Origin of the sequence: Bradyrhizobium japonicum USDA 6 (genome assembly GCF_000284375.1) — a bacterium.
In the GTDB taxonomy this organism is placed as follows: domain Bacteria; phylum Pseudomonadota; class Alphaproteobacteria; order Rhizobiales; family Xanthobacteraceae; genus Bradyrhizobium; species Bradyrhizobium japonicum.
In genome coordinates this window covers 7,316,978-7,337,010 of record NC_017249.1, presented here as the reverse complement: position 1 = coordinate 7,337,010, position 20,033 = coordinate 7,316,978, and the positions used below count along the sequence as shown (strand labels likewise).

Sequence of the window (20,033 nt, the reverse complement as noted above, 5' to 3'; positions counted from 1 at the left end):
CATGAAGCATGTCGATGTATCCGAACTCGTCCGCCCGGAGCATCCTGCCATGGACGCGCCTCGCGAACGGCCGTTGCGACTGTGGCCGCGCATCGTCGCCGGCATCGTGCTGAGCGCGCTGCTGGTCGCCGGTTGCGGCGGCTGGGCGGCCTGGGCGATGCTGGAGGGCGCGGTGGTCGCGGCCGGCACGGTCAAGGTCGATCAGAACCTCAAGGAGGTACAGCACCGCGACGGCGGCATCGTCAAGACGCTGTCGGTGCGCCAGGGCGACCAGGTTCGCGAAGGCCAGGTGCTGGCGACCCTCGACGACGTCCAGATCAAGGCCGAGCATCTGATCGTGCGCGCTCAGTTGGTAGAGGCACTCGGGCGCCGCGCCCGCCTGATGGCCGAACGCGACAACCTGACGTCAGTCGAATTTCCCGACGACATGCACGCCTTATTCCCCTCAACCGCTGGATCGGTAATCCACGGCGAGGCCCGTCTGTTCGCCGGCAACAAGACCGCGCGCGACAGCCAGAAGGAGCAGCTCGAGCTCAGCATTGCCCAGACCGGCGAGGAGATCAGGGGCATGGCGGCCCGCCTCGCCGCCAAGGAAGAGGAGGGCAGGCTCGTCGGCGCCGAGCGCGAGAAGTTGCAGTCGCTGTTTGAGCGCAAGATTGTCGAGTACCAGCGCGTCTATACCTCCCAGCGCGACTACGCCCGCATCATGGGCGAGCAGGGCGAGATCCAGGCGAGCATCGCCCGTGCCAAGGTGAGGACCAGCGAGATCCGCGTGCAGATCATCGCCGTGGACCAGAACGCTTCGACCGAGGCCCAGAAGGACCTGCGCACGGTGGAAGCGCGCATCGCCGAGCTTCAGGAGCGCAAGCTCGCCATCGAGGACCGGCTGTCGCGCACCGAGATACGTTCCCCCGCGTCCGGCTATATCAACGAACTGTTCGCCTACACGGTGGGCGGCGTCATCACTCCGGCGGCCAAGATCGCGACCGTGGTGCCGGAGAATGCCGACCTCAAGTTCGAGATTCGCGTTTCGCCGGCCGACATCGACCAGGTGAGGGTTGGACAGCCGGCACGCATCCGCCTCTCCGCCTTCAACCGCGCCACCACGCCGGAGCTGAAGGGCAAGGTCGCGATGGTGTCGCCGGCCTCAGCCCGGGATCCGTCCAACGGCCAGGAGCACTACATCGCCCACGTCCGCCTGCTTCCAGCCGAGGAGGACCTGATACACTACAAGGGACTGAAGCTAGTTCCCGGCATGCCGGCGGAGGTCTTCGTCTCGACCCAAGAGCGCACCGCTGCCTCCTACCTGGCCAAGCCCGTCACCGACCAGATGACCCGCGCCTTTCGGGAGCGCTGAGGCATGACGAATTTCCCCGCCGACACACCGAGGACGGTATCGACCGCCGCGGTGGCCGCCGGGGTTCCTTACGTTAACCTTTCAGCGAAGGGGAGCGTCGGAAACCGCGAACCGGCGACATTCGGCGGGGTTTCGGAGGCCTTCCGGCCCAGCACCGCAGCCCGGGCATCTTGCCACACCTCCGGAATATCCAAGGACGGATTCCACGAATTGGTATTTTCTTTCGGGCTCGGGGATTTTTCTTTCCTCGTGAATGCCTTGGAACCGTCGTTCTCCACCGGCGGAAGTTTAAATGATGGCTCTTTTGGGTGGGTTTGATGAGCGATATTACGATCGCGATTGTTGAGGACCAACCTTTGATGATGACGGCCCTCACGACCTTTCTTTCGGCGCCGACCGATTTCAAGATCGTCGCCTCCGGCGCCAGCGCCGCCGACATGGTCCGGCTGGCCCGTTTTCATGTCCCCAAGCTGATGATCCTGAGCCCCTCCGTCCCCGACGAGACCTACGACGCCATCCGCACTATCCGCAACGTCCTGCCTGCTATCAAGATCGTCGCCTACACCTCACAGCACGGCGTCGACCATGCCGTCCGGGCGCTCGATGCTGGCGCTCATGGCTACGTCCTCAAACGCTCCTCGGCAGACGAGTTGATGGCCGCCGTCCGGGCCGTGCTGAAGGATGAGACCTACATCACCCAGGGCTTCGCCGTCCGGGTGATCGACGCGCTCCGCAACATCGACGTCCGCCACCGCGTCGCCGAGGCCATCAAGCTCAGTCAGCGCGAGGGACAGATTGTCCGGCTGCTGCTGCGTGGCATGACCAACAAGGAAATCGCCGCGACGCTTCGCATCACCGAGAAGACGGTCAAGCACTACATGACCGAGCTGATGCAGAAGATGCAGGCCAGGAACAGGGTCGAGGTCATCATCGCCGCCCAGAAGATGTCCGAGTACCGACTCCAGTCGCTCGACGCCTGAAACAGGAAAAAGATTCGCACTGCCCGCCCGGCCGGTTCAGTCCTTCGCCCGAAGCCTGTTCGTATGCTTCCGGCAGCGGACACCTACCCTGCAGCGTCGGAACCGGAAATTTCGGGCCGAAGAAGGCGAAATGCGCCGACAAGACCGAGCCCTTCCGGAGATCCCGGTTTTAGTTTGGAAAAGGGGATCACTCTCTCGTATCGATCAAACTGCAGAAGTCTCGTTTGCGGGAGAAATAACGCGTTCGGTCCTGGTCAGGTTTGCGGACGTCATTCCCGTATCTCACTATCGCGCTATAACATGGCGTGGCCTACGCTGATAGTACCGGAGATGGGCCGCATGCTTAACGAAAGAGTTTACTCGGGAGGGTCATTCCCGTTGGGCTCTTGTAAAAACTTTGGCGGATGACCGCGTCCCTCGCCGCGGTCGCGCGGGGCAGGGCGTTCGGACGGGGCGCGGCCGAGCTTGGATTGCAGCTCGACGAGGTCGGTAAAGACGTCGGCCTGGCGGCGCAGCTCGTCGGCGATCATCGGCGGCTGGCTCGCGATGGTGGAGATCACGGTGACCCGGACGCCGCGGCGCTGGACGGCTTCGACCAGGGAGCGGAAGTCGCCGTCACCCGAGAACAGCACCATCTGGTCGATGTGCTCGGCGAGCTCCATGGCGTCCACGGCGAGCTCGATGTCCATGTTGCCCTTGACCTTGCGGCGGCCGGAGGCGTCGATGAACTCCTTGGTCGCCTTGGTCACGACCGTGTAGCCGTTGTAGTCGAGCCAGTCGATCAGCGGGCGGATCGAGGAGTATTCCTGATCCTCGATGATCGCGGTGTAGTAGAACGCCCGCAACAGCGTCCCGCGGCTCTGAAACTCCTTCAGCAGGCGCTTGTAGTCGATGTCGAAGCCCAGAGTTTTCGCCGTCGCGTAGAGATTGGCCCCATCGATGAAGAGCGCGATCTTGTTAGTGGCAGAAGGTGACATGGCTGCCGTTCCGAGCGAAGTGCGAAATCATAGCTGAGCGAAATTACGTCCACACTGGGAAGCTCGCCGAATGGGACCCTGGACTGCGGCGTGTATGAAGATGACAACCAATCCGTGGGCTGAGGAGGTCCTGCCTCGGAAGTTCATCGAACTGGTCGGCATCGCCCTCAATGCCGCCTGCACGAACCTCAACCCGGAGGGCACGCGCCGTCACATTCGCGCCCCGCTGGAAGCGGGCACGACGCGGGATGAAGTTCTCACGGTCCTCAAGATGGCGTCCGTGATGTCGGGGCCAGCAAACAAAGATACATCGGTCGGAAGGAAATGATCTTTGCTGGCGGACATGGCCGAGAGGTATTGGGTGTCGGGAGGTCGGACGATGGTCGGCGATCAACTCAACCAGTTCAAGGAGAAAGGCCTCAGAGAGCTGAGGAGACTCTTCTGGATATTTGCGTATCTCTGGGTCCTGCTCGGCCTATTCGCCCTTCACAAGTCAATCATTCTGAACCTGCCTGACCCGTTCTATCATCAGGGATTCGCAGTCATAAATGCTCTGGTGCTGGCAAAGGTCATCTATTTCGCCGAAGCCTTCAACGTCGCAGACAATCTCAAGAGCAGACCCTTAGTCTACCCGATCACATACAGGTCTGCCGTATTTTCTCTGATGCTGATTTTGTTCCACCTCATTGAGGAGATCCTCGCAGGAGCGTGGCATGGAAAGCCGATCACTGACAGCCTCGCTGCGTCAGGCGCTGGCAGTGCAAAGGAAATTCTTGTCTTCGGCCTAATCATGTTCGTCGCATTGATGCCGTTCTTCGCGTTGAGAGAAATAGCCAGAGATATCGGCGACGATAGATTGTTCGAACAGTTCTTTGTGCGAAGAAGCACATATGCTCCGTTGCAATCCCAATAGGCGCAGCATTCCGCCATTCGGAGGTTCGATCCCTCCCGCCCCAGCCAGCGAGCCCGCTCATGCTGATGTCGGGGCGCTTGAACATGGCGGCGACGCGCGCCCCGCTGGCCGAAGCGCTTCGAATGATCCTGCTCGATACCCGTGTCTCCAAGGGGATGACGCCCGAACCGTGCTCATCGGTCGGTGTCCGGTTTCGAGCCGCCTCACGACTGATAAGCTTTGGTCGCAAATCTCATCAGTGCTTCGTTCAGCTGCATAAAGCTATGGTCTACTCCGCTGCCTCGCCCTTCGCCTCGATCATCAGCAAATCGAGACTTTCGATCTCCTGCATCGCCCGACCAGCAATGCCCTGAAGATCGCCATAGAGGCCGGCGGTCGAGTCGAGCACGCCGCGAAGCTGTTCCTCCCGTTTCGCCCACAGTCGCATCATCGTCTTGCGCTCGCGATCGAGGTCGGCCTGCATGTCGGTGAACTTCTCGACGATGGCATCGATCCGGTGACGGAAGCGGGGGCCAGTCAAATAGCTGTACATCATCTCCATCTTGGTCTGCTGGCCTTCAACGCGCTGGAGACAATGAGGGCGACCTCCGCTTCGGCTGCGCGCTGGTGGCCTACAAACTTCCGAGACGCTCGGAGTTGAACTCTTAACCCGGGCCCGTCGAGGAACTTCTCACGAAATTGCTTTCAACTTGGCGTGGCGCGAGTTAAACTATGCGCGTTGAGCTACCGGCCTGCGGCCACGCGGCGTAGCTGGGGAGGAACGCATGGCGACCACTCAGGTCCCCGTCGACCTTCTGCACTGGGTGCTGGCGATATTGCCGATCGTCGCGCTCTTGGTATTCCTTGTGCCTTTGCGTTGGCGCGCCCCGGAAGCAGGGCCGATGGCAATGTTTACTGCCGGCATCGTGGCGCTCCTCGCCTTCCGCACACCATGGAACACCTTGGCGGTCGCCAGTGCAAAAGGCGTTTGGGACGCCATCTTCATTCTCTATGTGATCTGGCCTGCGCTCCTTCTATATCAGATCACCAAGCAGGCCGGCGCGTACGATGCGCTGCGTCAAGGGATCTCCAGGTTCAGTCGGAACGATCTTTTCATCATTCTGGCGCTGGCTTGGGTGTTTGCGTCGTTTCTCCAGGGCATTGCGGGCTTTGGTGCACCCGTCGCAGTCGTCGTGCCGCTGCTGATCACAGTAGGCGTGAAACCGGTCTACGCTGTAGCCATGGGCGTTCTCGCACACGCCTGGGCGCGGTTCTTCGGCACTCTTGGAGTCGGATGGCTAGCACTGCTGAGGGTCTCCGAGGTGGAAAACGTCGTCAGGACCGCCTTTGAGTCGGCGCTGCTGATCCTCATACCGACCTATCTGGGCGGTTTCCTGATCGTATGGGTTTACGGCAGGGGACCGGCCGTGCGCCATGCCTGGCCGCTAGTGCTGATCCTCGGCACGATCCTCGGCGTCGGACAACTCCTGGTCGCGTTGTTCAGCCCCGAGCTGTCGACCTTCCTGGCTGCTGCGGCGGCGCTTCTGGCGCTCTACCCGTTGTCCCGTTGGAAGAAATACGGCGAGCCGATTCCGATAGAGGAGATTCCCGAACGGCCGGCCATGACGCAGACACGAGCGAACGAACAAAAAGAGGCGGCACCAGTCATGAGCCTCGGGATGTCGTGCCTGCCGTATATCGTGCTGACGGTCGTAACGCTCGGTGTGTTGTTAATCCCGCCGCTCAATGCAATGCTGCGGCAGGTTCAGATCGGACTGCCGTTCCCAACCGTCGAAACCGGCTTCGGCGTCAAGAATGCGGCAGTCGCACGTTATGCGCCGATCAGTGTGTTCACCCATCCCGGGATGATGTTGCTCGTCACCTCGATCTTAGTCTGGATTGTATATGGCGCGGGCGGTTACTACCGCGCCTGGGCGGACCGACACACACCCGAGAGCATTTGGTCTGCACTGCTCATCGATGCGGTGCCCGCTTCGGTCCCGGTGATCGCATTCCTGGTGACGAGCCGCATCCTGGATCATAGCGGCCAGGTCTTGACCCTCGCCTACGGCATTGCCGCCGCCTCGCCGCCGCTCGTGTACGCGGGCATCGCGAGCGTCATCGGCGCTCTTGGCGCGTTCATGACGTCCAGCAGCACTGCCTCCTGCGTACTTTTCGGAGGTGTCCAGAGTAGCGTGGCTCAGCTGCACGGGATGTCCCGAGAAACCATCATTGCCGCGCAAGCGGCCGGAAGTGCCTACGGCAATGCCATCGCTCCCGCCAATGTCGTGCTGGGCACAAGCGTCGCCGGAGTTAAAGGCCAGGAAGGAGCGGTTCTGCGCATCACGATGCCTTGGACCGTTCTCGTTGCGGTCCTAACAGGTCTCGCAACGGTCGCGCTCGTGGTTTTTGCGCGATAGACGGAGCGCATCATGGATAAAAAGCTAAAGGCTGAGACCCTCGCCCTCTTACTCCTGATCGCAGCATTCCCCATCACGAGCTGGGGCACGACGGCAGGCTACTACTTGGTGTGGTCGATCGGCTTCATCAGCCTTATCGCCGGCGGCGTCGTGCCGGTCATGACGCGCTACATGGATCATTCCGGCGACAAAATCCGGGATGTCGGCATGGAGTATGATGACCGAACTTCCTAACCCCGCAGCTGACACGCTCGCATCGGCTCAAGTCTCTTAAGAGCGCAAGCCGACGTCGCCGCGCTGGGTTTGGCGGAGGTAAGCAGAGTAAGGAGGCGATCATGAGTAGCCCGAACGGTCCGCGCACTGGCCGTCCTTCGACGCGCGCACCACGCGGCGTCGTGTCGACTCCGCACTATCTCGCCAGCGCCGCAGGCCTGGAGATTTTACAACGCGGGGGAGCGCCGTAGATGCCGCCATAGCCGCCAACGCGGTATTGTGCGTTGCCTATCCCCACATGGCCGGATTGGGGGGCGACGGCTTCTGGCTGATCGCCGAACCAAATGGAAATGTGCATGGACTCAATGCCAGCGGCCCATCCGCTCGTCTGGCAACGCTCGATTACTATCGGCCGCGAAGCGAGAATGGGGAGATTCCGGCTCGCGGCCCTCTCAGCATCCTGACCACTCCCGGCGCGATCGATGGCTGGCACGTGGCGCATGAACGGTTTGGGCGGATGCCCTGGAGCGAGCTGTTCGATGCCGCAATCGTCTACGCGCGGGATGGTGTCCCGGTCACCCGCTCGCTGGCCGATTGGCTGGCCCAGGATGAACCCACCCTAAAAAATATCCAGCGACGGCGGCCATTTTCCTGCCGGGGAAAGGCGTCCCGCGCGAGGGCCAGCGCCTGCTGCAGCCCGATCTCGCCCGCTCGCTGGAATCCATCGCCGGCAAGGGCGCACGCGCCGGCTTCTACGACGGCGCGATCGCCGAAGGCGTCTGCAAGGCATTGCAGACCCAGGGCTCACCGCTGCGTCCGGACGACTTTGCCAACTATCACGCCGAGTGGGTTGAGCCGATCACATCGACCTACCGCGGCTACGCCGTCTACGAGATGCCGCCGAACACGCAGGGTTTCACGCCGCTGCAAATCCTCAACATGATCGAAGGCTACGACGTCGTCGCCTGGGGCGACGGCAGCGCCGACTATTATCATCACATGGCTGAGGCGGTTAAGATCGCTTTTGCGGACCGCGAGGAATGGCTGACGGATCCGCGCTTCGTGAAGATCCCCGTGGAGCGGCTGATCGAGAAAGGCTATGCCGATGAGAGGCGCAGGCTGATCGATCCGGAACGCGCCCAGGACATTGCCAAAGTGCCGGCCGGCATTCCCTATGAGCATCAGCACGCGCGCCGCGCGCCGGATGGCGACACCTGCTATTTCTGCGCGGCCGACCGGGACGGAATGGTCGTGTCGCTGATCCAGTCGATCTATCACGACTTCGGCAGCGCCGTGATCGCCGGCGACACCGGCATCCTGATGCAAAACCGTGGCGCCTTCTTTGCGCTCGACGAGCATCATCCAAACCATTTGCTGCCCGGCAAACGGACGTTCCACACGTTGATTCCTGCGCTGCTCCTGCGAAACGGCAAGCCTTATCTCGCCTTCGGATCGATGGGCGGCGAAGGTCAACCGCAATCACAGGCCGCGCTGGTCACACGCATCGTCGACTTCGGTTACGACGTCCAGCAGGCAATCGAAGCCCCGCGCTGGCTGATGGGCCGCACCTGGGGCACGCGGTCGCGCAACATGTCGCTCGAAGGTCGCATCTCCGATGAGGTCGTGCGTGAGCTGAAGCGCCGGGGACAGCCGGTGCAGATGGTCACCGACTGGAACGACAACATGGGGCACGCGCACGCGATCCGCGTCGATCACGAACAGGGGCTCTTCGAGGGCGGCGCCGATCCGCGCGGCGACGGTGCTGCATCGGGCTACTGAGAGTGAGGAAAGGACACCATCACGGAGCAGAAAGGAATGCACCATGGAGCACGTTTACGCCGGGTGAATACTGAACGCGTTGCGCGTCGTCGTTCTCATAAGGAGAGCCGTGCAGGTCACTTCGCTTTAGTCCGGGCGATCCCATGAACGACATTGCGATCACGCTGTCGATCATTGGCCTGGCGCTGGTGCTGTTCGCCTGGAACCCGGTGCCTGCGATCGTCGTCGCGGTCGGTGCCTCTCTGGCGCTCTACTTCACCGGTGTTCTCACCATGCCAGAGGCTCTGACCGGCTTCGGTGACCCGGTGGTGGTCCTGATCGCCGCGCTGCTTGCCATCGCGGTGGCAGTCGAGACGACTGGGATCGGCGCTTGGGCAGGCCAACTTCTCTTGCGTCTCAGCGGCGCCAACGAAACCACGCTGTTGGTCGCACTCATGGTCGTCGCCGCGATCTTCAGCGGGCTGATCGGCATGAACGGAGCCGTCGCCGCCCTGTTGCCGGTCGCCGTCATCATCGCAGTCCGGACAGGGATATCGCCGTCGCAGCTGATGATCCCGCTCGCACTGGCGTGCCTGAAGGGTGCCAAGCTCACCATGCTCGGTTCGCCGGTCAACGTCATCGCCGCCACGCAGGCCGAGGAGTTCGGCGCCGGCCATATCGGCTTCTTCGCCTGGTCCGTTCTCGGCATGCCGCAGCTCATCGGGTCGATCATCATCGTCATCTTCCTCGGCCAGCGGTTGCTGCCCGAGCGGAAGAGCGAGTCGATCCCGGCCGACTTCAGCGGTCACGCCCACACGCTTGTGCAGCACTACAACCTCGAGCACGGACTGCACCAGTTGGCGGTGCCCGCCACCTCACCCCTCGTCGGTACGTCGCGCAAGGCGCTCGATATCAGCGCGTACGTCGGTGTGCGCGCTGTCGCTTTCCTCGATCACGAAGATGACCGACCGCTCGAGCGCGACCGGCTCGAGGCCGGCGACCTGATCCTCGTCCGCGGCGACGGCCACGAGGTCGACCGGCTGGCTGCCGACCTGCGGGTGGAGGTGCGCGAGCACGGCGAGAAAGCGGCGCTGGGCGACGTGCTCCTCTCGCGGGACTCCGGGTTGGCCGAAGTCGTCGTCCCCGAGCGGTCGGCTCTGATCGGGAGCACCGTCTTCCCCGGTATGACCAGCGAAGACCATGAGGTGATGATACTGGCTGTACAGCGCGGCGGGGCCGAGCTGGTCCGCCCGCGGCTCACCCTCCGCTCGGGCGACCACCTGCTGCTGCAGGGCAGCTGGCCCGCCCTGGAGCGCTACCTCTCCAGTGCGCAGCTGCTGGTCATCGACTCGCCCGACCAGGTTCGTACGCAGGCGGTGGCGCTCGGCCGGGGCACGAAGCGCGTGTTCGCGATCCTGGCGCTGCTGGTCGTGCTCCTGGTCTTCAACATCACGCCGGCGCCGATCGCGTGTTTCCTGTGCGCATGCCTCATGGTGATCACAGGCGTTGTGCGCCTGCCGCAGATCTATCGCGGCATCGACTGGAACACTGTTCTATTGATCGGCGCCATGATCGCGCCAGCGCGCGCCATGGAGAAGAGTGGCGCCGCCGAGATGATCGGCAATCAGATCGTCAACCTGCTCGGCGACTTCGGTCCGGTCGCCGTGCTCGTCGGTCTCTTCATGGCGGCGACCCTGATCACGCAGTTCATCTCCAACACTTCGACAGCCCTGGTGATGATGCCGATCGCGTTCGCGGCGGCGGGCGACATGGGCGTGTCGGCTCTGCCGATGGTGATGAGCGTGGCGATGGGAGCGAGCGCATCCTTCCTGACCCCGTTCGCCAACGGTGTGAGCCTGATGGTTTACGGGCCGGGCGGCTACAAGTTCGGTGACTTTTGGCGCCTCGGCTTGGTCGTCCTGATCTGGACACTCATCGTGACGGTTATTGTCACCCCGCTCTATTGGCCGTTCCACTAAATAGTCGCGCGCTTCCTCGGCAATCTCCTGTCAACCGGCGTTCGCATGCCGAATGACGTCAATCGCGCTGCTCTTCGTCAACGAGACGACATACACGGGCGATCCGACGATCCTGTCGTATCAATTGACCCGCGAGTGGATTCACTCGCTGTCGGCAGTGCTTGGCGGATTGATCGCCGCCGGACTGCTGCCTTTCGGAACGAATCCACTCCGCGAAGGTGCCTTCTTCATTTGGAAACGGCCGGCAAGCTATTGATATTGCTGCAGGGCATTTGGGCCGTTTTTCCAAATGCTCTGTAAGACCATTGGAAAATCAAACTGATTTTGATTCCGCCATTCGGAGGTTCGATCCCTCCCGCCCCAGCCAATTGATGTTGCTCGTCGAATCGCCTTCTCCGTTGCTTGTTGAAGAGAGAGCGGGCAGCGACGGCGGGATGGTGGGGCCGTTGGCGATTGATGATCAACTCGGCGTTTGCGGCTTGCTGCTGTTTGATGAAGGGACACCTAAGGCTTGCCGTTCCTTCGCTTCGTAATATTCAGCCGAGAACTTGATGGACCATCGCGCGAAGAAGGAACGCAATTCCTGAGTGGGCTTCTCGACGCCGAGGTGTTCTGCGACGTGTGCCTCGCGCAACCACCGCACCGCCGACGTGAGGCCGGCGATGCGCTCGAGCCTCTCAACCGCTGCCGTCCCGGCGATCTCTGCCTGCCGATAGCGAAGGCCGACCTTTCTGATCACATGCACGCGCTTGATGATGTCGTAGCCCCTGAAGACGAGCTGAACGAGTGGATGTTTTCTGGCCTGCGGCCAGGCTGCCGGATAGACCGGTAGCACCAGAAGCTTGCTCTTCGCGATGACCGTTGCGAGCGGATGCAGGAGTTGCATCCAGGCTGGCCAGGACGTGACCTTGGCAAACAATATCGCGTGCATCGCCGTTGCCGCCCCGAAAGAGATCGGCAGCCAAAGCACCGCGCACAGGATCACGAGCAATGCGGCGTTCGGCGTGAGATGCCGGCATGTTCTGAACACCCATGCCATGCCGCCTTCAAAGGCATCATGCACAGCTTGCTCGAACGCCCGATAGCTGATCTTGCGCCGGAACCACAACCAGTTTCGGCGAATCGATCTGCCCCACTGCCGACGCTTCGCCGCGGAGAGGGGAAGCAAGCGCACCGCGCCATTGATGACAGTCACGATGACATCGCCGACAACCCTGGCCGCGAACAGCGGAAGCCAGACAATCTGCATCGCAAAAGGGAAGGCGTAGTCAAGCATCCGCATCAAGATCGCAAGAACGAAGCGCAGGATCTTGTTCGTGGCGAGCGTGACAACAACAAGCGGGATGATGATCACGTCGTCGAGCGCACCGCGGAAGCGGCTTTCCTCGGTCCATGCCAGGTGACGACCATCGGTCACGGTGCAGCGTCCGGGCTGAGTGCCGGCTCAGATTAGCACATTGCAGGCTCGAGGGGGGCCCTCAGGTGCCGGTCGGTGGGCGACAACGAGCAGTCCGCATAAGGGGCCGGTTCGCATGACCCGCGTTAACCCTGTCTCTGATCTTGTCCCGTGGCCGCGCCGGCTGGTTCAGTTCTGCCGCCAAGCCGCCTTATTGGATGTCTGCAATTGGTCGCCGATGTACGGGAGCTTATTTTTCGGCAGGCTTTGAACGAGGCGTCTCGCTCGGAAAGCGTGAAATCAGATGAAGGCGGCTCTCATCCTCGTTGGCTTCAGTACACTCGCGGTGATGGAGCTTGAGACGGCGCCGCGCATGACAAAGCCCGTGAACGCGCCGCCCGTTCAGGCGACCGTCGGGTTACGCGTCTCAGCCGATACGCTAACGACGGCAGACCGGCTCGAAATCCCGCACATGCAATTTGAAGCGCCTCCGCAGCCGGTCTCCGTGAGCAAACCGATGCCTCCGCCGGATCAAACAGCGATTGTTGCGCAACAGCCTTTGAAGATCATCGCGCCACACCAGCGCACCGCAAGCGGAAGAAAATTCGCGGTCGTGCTGCCCAGACCTCGGCCTGGGCAGGGAAGGTCCAAGGAAACGTCCAAGGCAATTGTGAATGCCAAGCGCGCCAATCCGGTCGCGGAGGTCAAGCCCTGCCGGTCGGGTGTTTTCGATGGCCTGTTCAAGGTATTGAACCTGTCAACGGGATGTCAGAGCTAGCCCCAAAATTCCTCTGCATCGGCGATATCGTTTCCGCCACCCCGGGTTCACGCGGCCACGCTATCAATTGAGCGGCGGATCACCTGGCGCACCTCCGCATTCGACAGGAACAGGTCGTGGTTGATAACGCCCCAGCCTGCCTCGGACGCATCGACCACGCGCACCCCGAGCCCTTCGATGACGGTCTTCTCGGCAGCGCCGACCCGTGTCATCCCGCCAGCGATTTGTCCCGACAGCGCCAGCGCGCGATCGTTCGTTGCGGCGATGACGGTGATCTTGCGGGAAAGCGGACCGATGCGGTTGATCGACGACGAGAACACGTCCATGTCGATGTCCGGCGCGGCGAACACCACGGCCCCGATCCTGCCCGCAACGGCGTCACCGGATCGCGCATAGAGCTGGCGCAGGCTTTCGAGTGTCAGCATGGTTCCCATGCTGTGCGCGACGATGTGGACGCGGCCGGCGCTCGAACTCGTCACGACGGATTGCAGCACGCGTTCAAAGCCATCGCGGGACCACATTGCGCTGTCGCGGTCATAGGCGTAGTCGAACAGTCCGGCCTTCGAGGGCCAGGAGAACACCATCGTCTGGCCGCGGAACCTGATGCCATCGGAGAGATGCGCGGCATCGAGCGCCGCTGTCTCGAACGTCTGCTTGAAACCGTGCACGTAGATGAGAACATCTGGTCCGCCGCCGGCCTGCGCGACAAGACTGCCGACATCGCCCGATACCGGCTCGACCCCATCAAGACGCCAATCGTCAAGTCCGGCTGCAGCGAGAGAGAAACGGCTGTCGCCAGGCGCCACAAGCTTCGCTCGTGCGACGGTCATCGTAGAAGCCCGCTCCGGCCCGAACCACGGCTTCGCCCGGGCGCCGCTCACTGGCTTGCGCGTGGTTACGACGAGCAACGTAGGGTCGACCGAGAGCGACGAAGCGTCGTAGCGTGCACCGGTAGCACCCAGGCTGGCGCATCCGCCCAGCGCGACGACGCAGGCTGAGGACGCAAGCCCGCCAAGGAGTGCACGGCGGGACGCAATCACTTCGTGTTGCACTAATTGTCGGATGATCACGCAGAACCTTTGGGAACTGCCCCCTGGAGGAGCCCGCCCCCTGCGCGCGTTCCTGAATGATGATGGCGGCGAGAATAAGGGCGGGGCGGGCCACGCCGCTTGTTCCAAATTCGGATTGAAATAGTCGAACAATCAAACGGGTTTTGGTTCCGCAATTCGGAGGTTCGATCCCTCTCGCCCAAGTCTTGCGCCCAAGTCTTGCGCCCAAGTCTTGCGCCCAAGTCTTGTGGCAACCCGAAGGATGCGCCGGGCTGCCGGCCTGATCCGGCGAACTCAGGTCTTCGTGGGGCTGCGGACCGCCACGCCGGGATCGATCGTCTGCGACGGTAGGCGGCGTTCGGCGGGGCGCGCGACCAGCAGATAGAGAACCAGGGCGAGCAGCGACGTTGCCGCCATCACCGCCGTCATCGACAACGCGGTCCGCCCGTCGAAGCGAAGTGCGACCAGTCCGCTCGATATTGCGCCGGCGGTCAGCTGAATGCTTCCGGCGGCGGCGCTGACGGCGCCCGCGATCTCCGGGAGACGCTGCATCGTTGCGCTCATCACGTTCGGCACGCTGAACCCGAAGCCGAGTGCGACCGTCATCAGCAGCGCAACCACGAGTGACGTGGGCATCCACCCGGCCAATGTCATCGCGAGCAGGGCGGTGCTGGCGGCGGCCGACAGCGTCAGCCCGGTTGCGAGCATGCGGGCGGACTCTACGCCGCGCCGGCCGAGCTGGCCGTCGAGAAAGGCGCCGACCATGACGGCCCCCGAGCATGCGCTGAAGATCAGGCCATATTGCTCGGGGCGCAGTCCGACGGCGCCGACGAAGAACAGCGAGGCGCCGGTGACGTAGGCAAACACGGTCGCGCCGCCCGCTGCGCCGACCAGGATGAAAGGCAACGACACCGGATGCGTCAGCACCTGGCGGTAGCTGTCGATGACGGCCGAAAGCGCCAGACGGCCGGAGCGGTCGGTCGTCGCAGTCTCCGCGAAGCGAAACATCACTACGACCAGCAGCAGGAGACCGATCCCCGCCTGGGCGGCATAGATCGATCGCCAGCCGGCGACCGCCAGCAGGGCGGCGCCGGCCGTCGGTGCGATCACGGTCGCGACATTGACCATGACCATGACGTTGGCGATCTTGCCTCGCGCGGCGTTGCCGTCGAAGAGATCGCGAATGATGGCAAAGGTCGTTGCGGTGGCGGCGGCGCCGATACCCTGGACGAAGCGGCCCAGCAACAGAACCGGCAGCGAGGACGCTTTCGCGCAGGCAAGGCTTGCCGCGATGAACAGTACGAGGCCGAATGCCAGAATCGGCTTGCGGCCCAGGCGGTCGGAGATAGGTCCGTAGATCAGCGGCGCGGTGGCGAGGCTGAGCATGAAGGCGCTCATGGTCAGCCCGACATCCGACGCGCTGGCGTCGAGCGTCGCGCCGGTCGCTGCCAGCGCCGGCAGATTGATGTCGATGCCGGAATAGGGCACGGCCGCCAGAAAACCAAGCAGCAGCGTGAAGGCGAAGGATGCGGGGTCGATTTGCATGGACGGATTTCCGGTTCCGGCTTGATCGATGGGCATGAGGTGATGGAGGCGCGGTCGCCCGCCCTCCATCGTCGTGTTCGGCGATTACGCGCGCCGTTCGGCGCGCCGCCCCCGGGTTGCCGCCATCGCTCCGATGTGCGAGCTCTCGTCGGCCACGAGCTCGCCGATGACCCGGAGGATTTCGGACCGCGTGTCGATCCCGGCGAATTCGTCCGCGATCTGCGAGGCACGCAACTGGAAGCGGGATTGATCGAGCACCGTCCGCACCGCGTCGCGCAACGCCTTCGGTGTCGGTTCGTTGGTCGCCAGGTTGATGCCGACCCCGGACCATGCGACCCGCGCGTTGACGTCGGCCTTGTCTTCGGTCAGCCCCGCGGTGACCAGCGGGATGCCGAAGCTCATGGCCTGGTTGACGCTGCCATAGCCGCCGTTGGTGACGAGCACGTCGACGTTCGGCAGCAGCCATTCGAACGGCAGGTAGCTGGCGATGCGTGCGTTCGACGGGATCTTGCCGGGGATGGCGTCAACCCGGCGGCCGCCTGCCGTAACGATCACCAGGATGTCCTCCTCGTCCGCGAGGGCCGCCAGCGTCGGGGCAACCAGCAGATTGAAATTGTGATTGGCCACCGTTCCCTGCGTCACCAGAACGACCTTGCGCGATCCGTCGAGCTCTTCGGCCCAGGGCGGCGGCGGGACCTGGTTGGCGATGATCGGCGGGGTGCCGACGAAATGCACTGAGGGCGGAATCTCGCGGGGAAATTCGAAGCTTGGCACCGACAATTGCAGATAGGCATCGCCGAGAGCGACCACGGAATGGAAGAGTGGCATCGCGATCGGCCCGACCCCGAGAGGCTTCAGCGCCCGGTTCAGGCGCATTGACACCGGCTGATCGACTGCCGCATCAAAGTCCCGCGCCATGGCCGCATAGCGATCGCGCTCCTCGTCGCTCGTTGCCGGCGGCAGGCCGAGGAAGTTGGGCGCGCCGTCCTCGCGCGCCCAATGCAGAAACGAGGTTCCGCAGAGCGCGATGGGAGGCCGCTGCGAGCGCGGTCCGAGCAGCATCGGCAGCACACCGAACAGCATGTCGTCGGCGACGATGATGTCGGCGGGGAATTGCCGCAGGATTTGCCGCAGCCCCTGGTGCTGGGCCGGAATGGCGTCGACGAAGATGCGCTCGCAAGCAACACGGAACCACTCCAATCCCGGCGGAATGGTCTTGAGTTCGGGGAACCGCGAGAAGACGTCGTTCGGATCGAAGTCCGCGTCCTCGGGAAGGGGAAAGAACTTCACGCCGCTGGCTTCGACGCGGGCACGAAAGGCGGTGCCCGTCAGGAAAGCGATCTCGTGACCATCGCCACGCAGGATTTGCGTGATCGCCAGCATCGGATTGAGATGACCCGTCGCAGGTGTCGAAGCGATAAGAATCTTCATGTGAGTTGACCTCTTGATGATCGATGCACGGTCGCCCCAGGGCGTCCGGTCGAGTGAGAGGCAATTGAAGCGATCGCCGTTACGCCACGGCTTCCGGCGGCAATGGAAATGGTTACGGCGGCAACGCATCGTGGCGCTGCCAAGGCCGGGCAAAAAGGCCGGTGCAAAAACCGGTGACATCGCGCCGGAAGCCGATAGCTGGCACAGGATTACAATTGTAACGCGAGCGGCGAGCGATGAAACGGCACGGAAACACCGCGCTGCTAATCCGGCAGACATCCGCATGGCACGCCTTCGCAGATATTGGAGCGTTGGCGTCGGCCGAAAGTGATTTTGACGATCCGGATGTCGCGCGGCACCGGTCGCGCCCAATTCATTGAGGACTGGAATGGAAAATATTGTCGCCCTCATTGCGATGGTTGCGTTCATCGCGCTTCTGGCCTGGCTGGGCGTTCGCGCCTCCCGGACGAAATCTGCTCTGGCGAAGTGGAGCGGCATGGTGCTGACGGCCATGCTGGCCGTCTCAGTGTTCGGTGTCGCCGCTTTGACCGCGGTCGGTATCGTCCGGCAACGCGCCCGTTCTGCACCGGTCCCCGATGTGAGGATCGAGGCGACACCGGACCAGATTGACCGGGGCAGGGCCGTGGCCGACGGCTTTTGCGCCGCATGTCACTCGCAGACCGGGACGCTGACAGGCGGCGGCGACGTCGCCAAGGATCTCCCGATTCCCATCGGCTCGTTCGTGCCGGCCAATCTCACGCCCGCCGGCGTCCTGAAGAATTGGTCGGATGGCGAGATCTTTCGTGCCATTCGCAATGGGATCGACGCGAGGGGGCGCTGGCTGGCGATCATGTCCTTCACCAATGCCGGCCGGCTCAGTGACGACGACACCAGGGCGGTGATCGCCTACATCCGCAGCCTGCCCGCGAGCGGTGCGCAGACCCCGGATCCGCCGGACCGATTCAGCCTGCTGGGCATCGTGATGCTGGGCGCCGGACTGTTGCCGGATGCGAAGCCGGTCTTCACCGGCGTGATCACCGCGCCGCCGAAGGCGCCGACGGCGCTCTATGGCAAGTACCTGCTGTCCTATCAGGATTGCCGCGAATGCCACGGCAGGGATCTCGGCGGCGGCGTGCCGGGACAATTGCCGCCGCTTGGACCGGACCTCGGTATTGTCAAGAACTGGAGCCTTGCGCAGTTCGTCGACACCATGCGCACGGGCATTGATCCGAGCGGGCATCGGCTCGGCGAGCAAATGCCGTGGCGGCCGATCGGGCGGATGGACGACGATCTCGCCGCGATCTACCAGTACCTGATGGCTCTGCCGGGCTCCTGATGATTCCGTGAACGGGCTCGTGATGATTCCGTGAAGCCGCAAACGGTCGCGCCCGGCGTGGAGGCAACAGTCTGCGCAGCACATCGCACTCGCTGAACGACAGCGCAGGCCGCAGGCTTCCTATCGCTCCAAAGTAGCAAGCGTTGGGATCACAATTATTCACGTATGCGACATCCGGTGGAATTCGCCGCAGAATTACCCTGTTGCGGCGTCACCACGGCATCATACATAGATTCAGTGTGTGCCGATGGACCCCGATATCCCGTTCTATTTTGAGCGATTCCAATTCGGACGAAATCAATATCATTTCACCACAGCCGGACGTTGACGTTCGCAATTTTTAAGTACAGCTCACTCGGCGAACGGCGAATTTTGAGAGTACGGAATGCTTGCTGATATTGGCCACATCGTCGTCGTCGATGACGATCCGACGCTAAGGCAAATGGTGATCAAATATCTCGAGGAGCACAATATCCCGACACGGGCGGCCTCCAACAGATCGGAATTGAACCACTACCTCGATGGCAGCCAGCCGAGCCTGATCATCCTCGATCTTCGGCTTGGTCAGGATGACGGTCTGGACCTGTTGAGGGAAATCCGTTCGCATTCCGACGTGCCGGTCATCATCACGACGGGCCATCGTCCCGACGAGATCGATCGCATCGTCGGGCTCGAGCTTGGCGCCGACGACTACATTATCAAGCCATTCTCCCTGAGGGAGCTGCTGGCGCGCGTCCGCGCGGTGTTGCGGCGGCAGGAAATGGGACGGGCCGCGCGCGCCCGCGACCCCGAGCGCGGGGGCTATCGCTTCAGCGGCTGGAAGCTCGAACGCCGCAGCCGAAAGCTGACCGATCCCGACGAAGCGCCGGTGCCGTTGAGCAAGGGAGAATATGCGCTGCTGCTGGCCTTTCTCGAGGCGCCGCAGCGCCCCCTGACCCGCGAGCATCTGCTGCAGGCGACCCGCATCCATGAGGATATTTTCGATCGCAGCATCGACGTCCAGGTACTGCGGCTGCGGCGCAAGCTGGAGACCGATCCGAGCGCGCCGCGCGTCATTCAGACCGAGCGCGGCGTCGGCTATGTCTTCGCGGTGCCGGTCGATCCGTTCTAGAGCAATTGGCGGATTGCAATTGTAGCCATTTTGCCGATGGCGGTGACCTTGGCGTAACAGCGGGCCGTCAGATTGCCTCCCACCAACAGCGTGTGGGAGATTTGCGATGGAGAAGTATTCTCACAGTGTGAGCCGCGTTGCCTTGACGGGTCACATGGAACTCGACAGGGCGAACTGGGTCGCACGATCTGACGGTCGCGGCATGGTCCGTCTCGGTGCGGTTGCCGCGGGTCATTCCTTGCCCGACATCGGTTCGCCTTCGGTCGCGCCGGCGGCCGAGCAAGACCAACCTGCCGCCACATTCTGGTGGGCCGTCTTCGCGTCCGTGATGGAAGGCTTTGCCCTTTACGGCGCCTCATTGCATCCGACCGCGGCCGTACCGGTTCAGGCGATGCTGGACGCTGCGCGTGAATCCCGGCCGCCTTCCGCAGATCGCACGCCGCCCGCGCCGGCGAAGAGCGCCAGCGATGGCGCCGGCAACAGTGGGAATATCGTCCAGTTCGATCGCGTCCCGCCGCGCGATGCACGACCGGCGCGCAGCTGGCTGCACTCGCTCGGTGCGGCTCTCGGAACTGTGATGGCCCTGCCGGCACACTGGCGCCGGGAATGGGAAATCAGAAAGGCCGTCGCGGGGCTGATGGAATTCGACGATCGGACCTTGCGGGACATCGGGATCAACGGCCGATCGGAAGTCGAGCGGATGGTGAGGTACTGTCGTGATTGCTGACGCGATTTGCATGGCCCTGGTGGGGCTGGACTTCTGTCGAGCTGCCAGCCGGTCGATCATCTCGATTGGCGTCAACGCTGGCTC

The 20,033-nt window shown here is 62.8% G+C and carries 18 protein-coding genes and 2 pseudogenes; 14 read left to right on the top strand and 6 right to left on the bottom strand.

All coding sequences use genetic code 11. From position 1 onward, the window contains the following. Position 1: 1 nt before the first annotated feature. Genes BJ6T_RS34285 through BJ6T_RS34280 form a run of 3 tightly spaced genes read left to right on the top strand, consistent with a single transcriptional unit; the run spans position 2 to position 2,337 of the window. The gene (locus tag BJ6T_RS34285; RefSeq protein ID WP_014497178.1) at positions 2 to 1,357 is read left to right on the top strand and encodes an HlyD family type I secretion periplasmic adaptor subunit; all 1,356 of its coding nucleotides are present in this window, start codon (positions 2 to 4) and stop codon (positions 1,355 to 1,357) included. A gap of 3 nt (positions 1,358 to 1,360) precedes the next feature. After that, positions 1,361 to 1,675 carry a hypothetical protein gene (locus BJ6T_RS46175; protein ID WP_144038020.1) on the top strand — a complete coding sequence of 105 codons (315 nt, stop codon included), beginning with the start codon at positions 1,361 to 1,363 and terminating at the stop codon, positions 1,673 to 1,675. After that, positions 1,675 to 2,337 (top strand): LuxR C-terminal-related transcriptional regulator, encoded by a 663-nt coding sequence (locus tag BJ6T_RS34280; RefSeq protein WP_028170474.1) that lies wholly within the window; start codon positions 1,675 to 1,677, stop codon positions 2,335 to 2,337. Before BJ6T_RS46175 ends, BJ6T_RS34280 begins: the two co-directional genes overlap by 1 nt. A gap of 356 nt (positions 2,338 to 2,693) precedes the next feature. Here the strand turns inward: BJ6T_RS34280 and BJ6T_RS34275 are convergent, their stop codons facing one another. Beyond that, positions 2,694 to 3,314, bottom strand: a complete 621-nt coding sequence (locus BJ6T_RS34275; protein WP_014497176.1) for a LabA-like NYN domain-containing protein — start codon at positions 3,312 to 3,314, stop codon at positions 2,694 to 2,696. Between the two features lie 94 nt (positions 3,315 to 3,408). On the opposite strand from BJ6T_RS34275, the gene BJ6T_RS34270 reads away from it, so the two are divergent. Both BJ6T_RS34270 and BJ6T_RS34265 read left to right on the top strand, forming a co-directional pair. After that, the gene (locus tag BJ6T_RS34270) at positions 3,409 to 3,642 is read left to right on the top strand and encodes a carboxymuconolactone decarboxylase family protein (RefSeq protein ID WP_049812895.1); all 234 of its coding nucleotides are present in this window, start codon (positions 3,409 to 3,411) and stop codon (positions 3,640 to 3,642) included. 3 nt (positions 3,643 to 3,645) lie between these two features. Then, positions 3,646 to 4,227: a hypothetical protein gene (locus BJ6T_RS34265; RefSeq protein WP_240537924.1), complete on the top strand. Its 582-nt coding sequence runs from the start codon at positions 3,646 to 3,648 to the stop codon at positions 4,225 to 4,227. A 268-nt stretch (positions 4,228 to 4,495) separates the two neighbouring features. Here the strand turns inward: BJ6T_RS34265 and BJ6T_RS34260 are convergent. Continuing rightward, positions 4,496 to 4,786 (bottom strand): annotated as a pseudogene (locus tag BJ6T_RS34260) (DUF2130 domain-containing protein); the annotation flags it as partial. 205 nt (positions 4,787 to 4,991) lie between these two features. Here BJ6T_RS34260 and BJ6T_RS34255 point away from each other — a divergent pair. From BJ6T_RS34255 to BJ6T_RS34235, 5 genes and pseudogenes are all read left to right on the top strand, one after another. Next, positions 4,992 to 6,626, top strand: coding sequence for an L-lactate permease (locus BJ6T_RS34255; protein WP_014497172.1), 1,635 nt, complete (start codon positions 4,992 to 4,994; stop codon positions 6,624 to 6,626). Positions 6,627 to 6,638: 12 nt separating this feature from the next. Continuing rightward, positions 6,639 to 6,860: a hypothetical protein gene (locus BJ6T_RS34250; protein WP_014497171.1), complete on the top strand. Its 222-nt coding sequence runs from the start codon at positions 6,639 to 6,641 to the stop codon at positions 6,858 to 6,860. Positions 6,861 to 7,116: 256 nt separating this feature from the next. Continuing rightward, positions 7,117 to 8,618: pseudogene (ggt, locus tag BJ6T_RS34245) on the top strand (gamma-glutamyltransferase). Between the two features lie 143 nt (positions 8,619 to 8,761). Then, positions 8,762 to 10,576, top strand: a complete 1,815-nt coding sequence (locus BJ6T_RS34240; protein ID WP_014497169.1) for an SLC13 family permease — start codon at positions 8,762 to 8,764, stop codon at positions 10,574 to 10,576. Between the two features lie 52 nt (positions 10,577 to 10,628). Next, positions 10,629 to 10,832, top strand: coding sequence for a hypothetical protein (locus BJ6T_RS34235; RefSeq protein WP_014497168.1), 204 nt, complete (start codon positions 10,629 to 10,631; stop codon positions 10,830 to 10,832). A gap of 204 nt (positions 10,833 to 11,036) precedes the next feature. Here the strand turns inward: BJ6T_RS34235 and BJ6T_RS34230 are convergent, their stop codons facing one another. Then, entirely contained in the window at positions 11,037 to 11,993 is a 957-nt protein-coding gene (locus BJ6T_RS34230) for a hypothetical protein (protein ID WP_014497167.1), read from the bottom strand. Between the two features lie 283 nt (positions 11,994 to 12,276). On the opposite strand from BJ6T_RS34230, the gene BJ6T_RS34225 reads away from it, so the two are divergent. Next, positions 12,277 to 12,750 carry a hypothetical protein gene (locus tag BJ6T_RS34225; RefSeq protein WP_014497166.1) on the top strand — a complete coding sequence of 158 codons (474 nt, stop codon included), beginning with the start codon at positions 12,277 to 12,279 and terminating at the stop codon, positions 12,748 to 12,750. Between the two features lie 47 nt (positions 12,751 to 12,797). Here the strand turns inward: BJ6T_RS34225 and BJ6T_RS34220 are convergent, their stop codons facing one another. The 3 genes from BJ6T_RS34220 to BJ6T_RS34210 form a co-directional block, all read right to left on the bottom strand. Then, on the bottom strand, positions 12,798 to 13,820 hold the full coding sequence (locus tag BJ6T_RS34220) for an alpha/beta hydrolase (RefSeq protein ID WP_038931329.1): 1,023 nt from the start codon (positions 13,818 to 13,820) through the stop codon (positions 12,798 to 12,800). Between the two features lie 273 nt (positions 13,821 to 14,093). Then, complete coding sequence (locus tag BJ6T_RS34215) at positions 14,094 to 15,344, bottom strand: multidrug effflux MFS transporter (protein WP_014497163.1); 1,251 nt, start codon at positions 15,342 to 15,344, stop codon at positions 14,094 to 14,096. Between the two features lie 84 nt (positions 15,345 to 15,428). Next, on the bottom strand, positions 15,429 to 16,775 hold the full coding sequence (locus tag BJ6T_RS34210) for a glycosyltransferase (RefSeq protein ID WP_014497162.1): 1,347 nt from the start codon (positions 16,773 to 16,775) through the stop codon (positions 15,429 to 15,431). 388 nt (positions 16,776 to 17,163) lie between these two features. On the opposite strand from BJ6T_RS34210, the gene BJ6T_RS34205 reads away from it, so the two are divergent. The 3 genes from BJ6T_RS34205 to BJ6T_RS34195 all read left to right on the top strand — a co-directional run bounded on the left by BJ6T_RS34205 (position 17,164) and on the right by BJ6T_RS34195 (position 19,949). Further along, entirely contained in the window at positions 17,164 to 18,111 is a 948-nt protein-coding gene (locus tag BJ6T_RS34205) for a c-type cytochrome (RefSeq protein ID WP_014497161.1), read from the top strand. Between the two features lie 385 nt (positions 18,112 to 18,496). After that, on the top strand, positions 18,497 to 19,222 hold the full coding sequence (locus BJ6T_RS34200) for a response regulator (RefSeq protein WP_014497160.1): 726 nt from the start codon (positions 18,497 to 18,499) through the stop codon (positions 19,220 to 19,222). A gap of 238 nt (positions 19,223 to 19,460) precedes the next feature. Further along, entirely contained in the window at positions 19,461 to 19,949 is a 489-nt protein-coding gene (locus BJ6T_RS34195) for a DUF1127 domain-containing protein (protein ID WP_161170720.1), read from the top strand. Positions 19,950 to 20,033 lie beyond the last annotated feature (84 nt).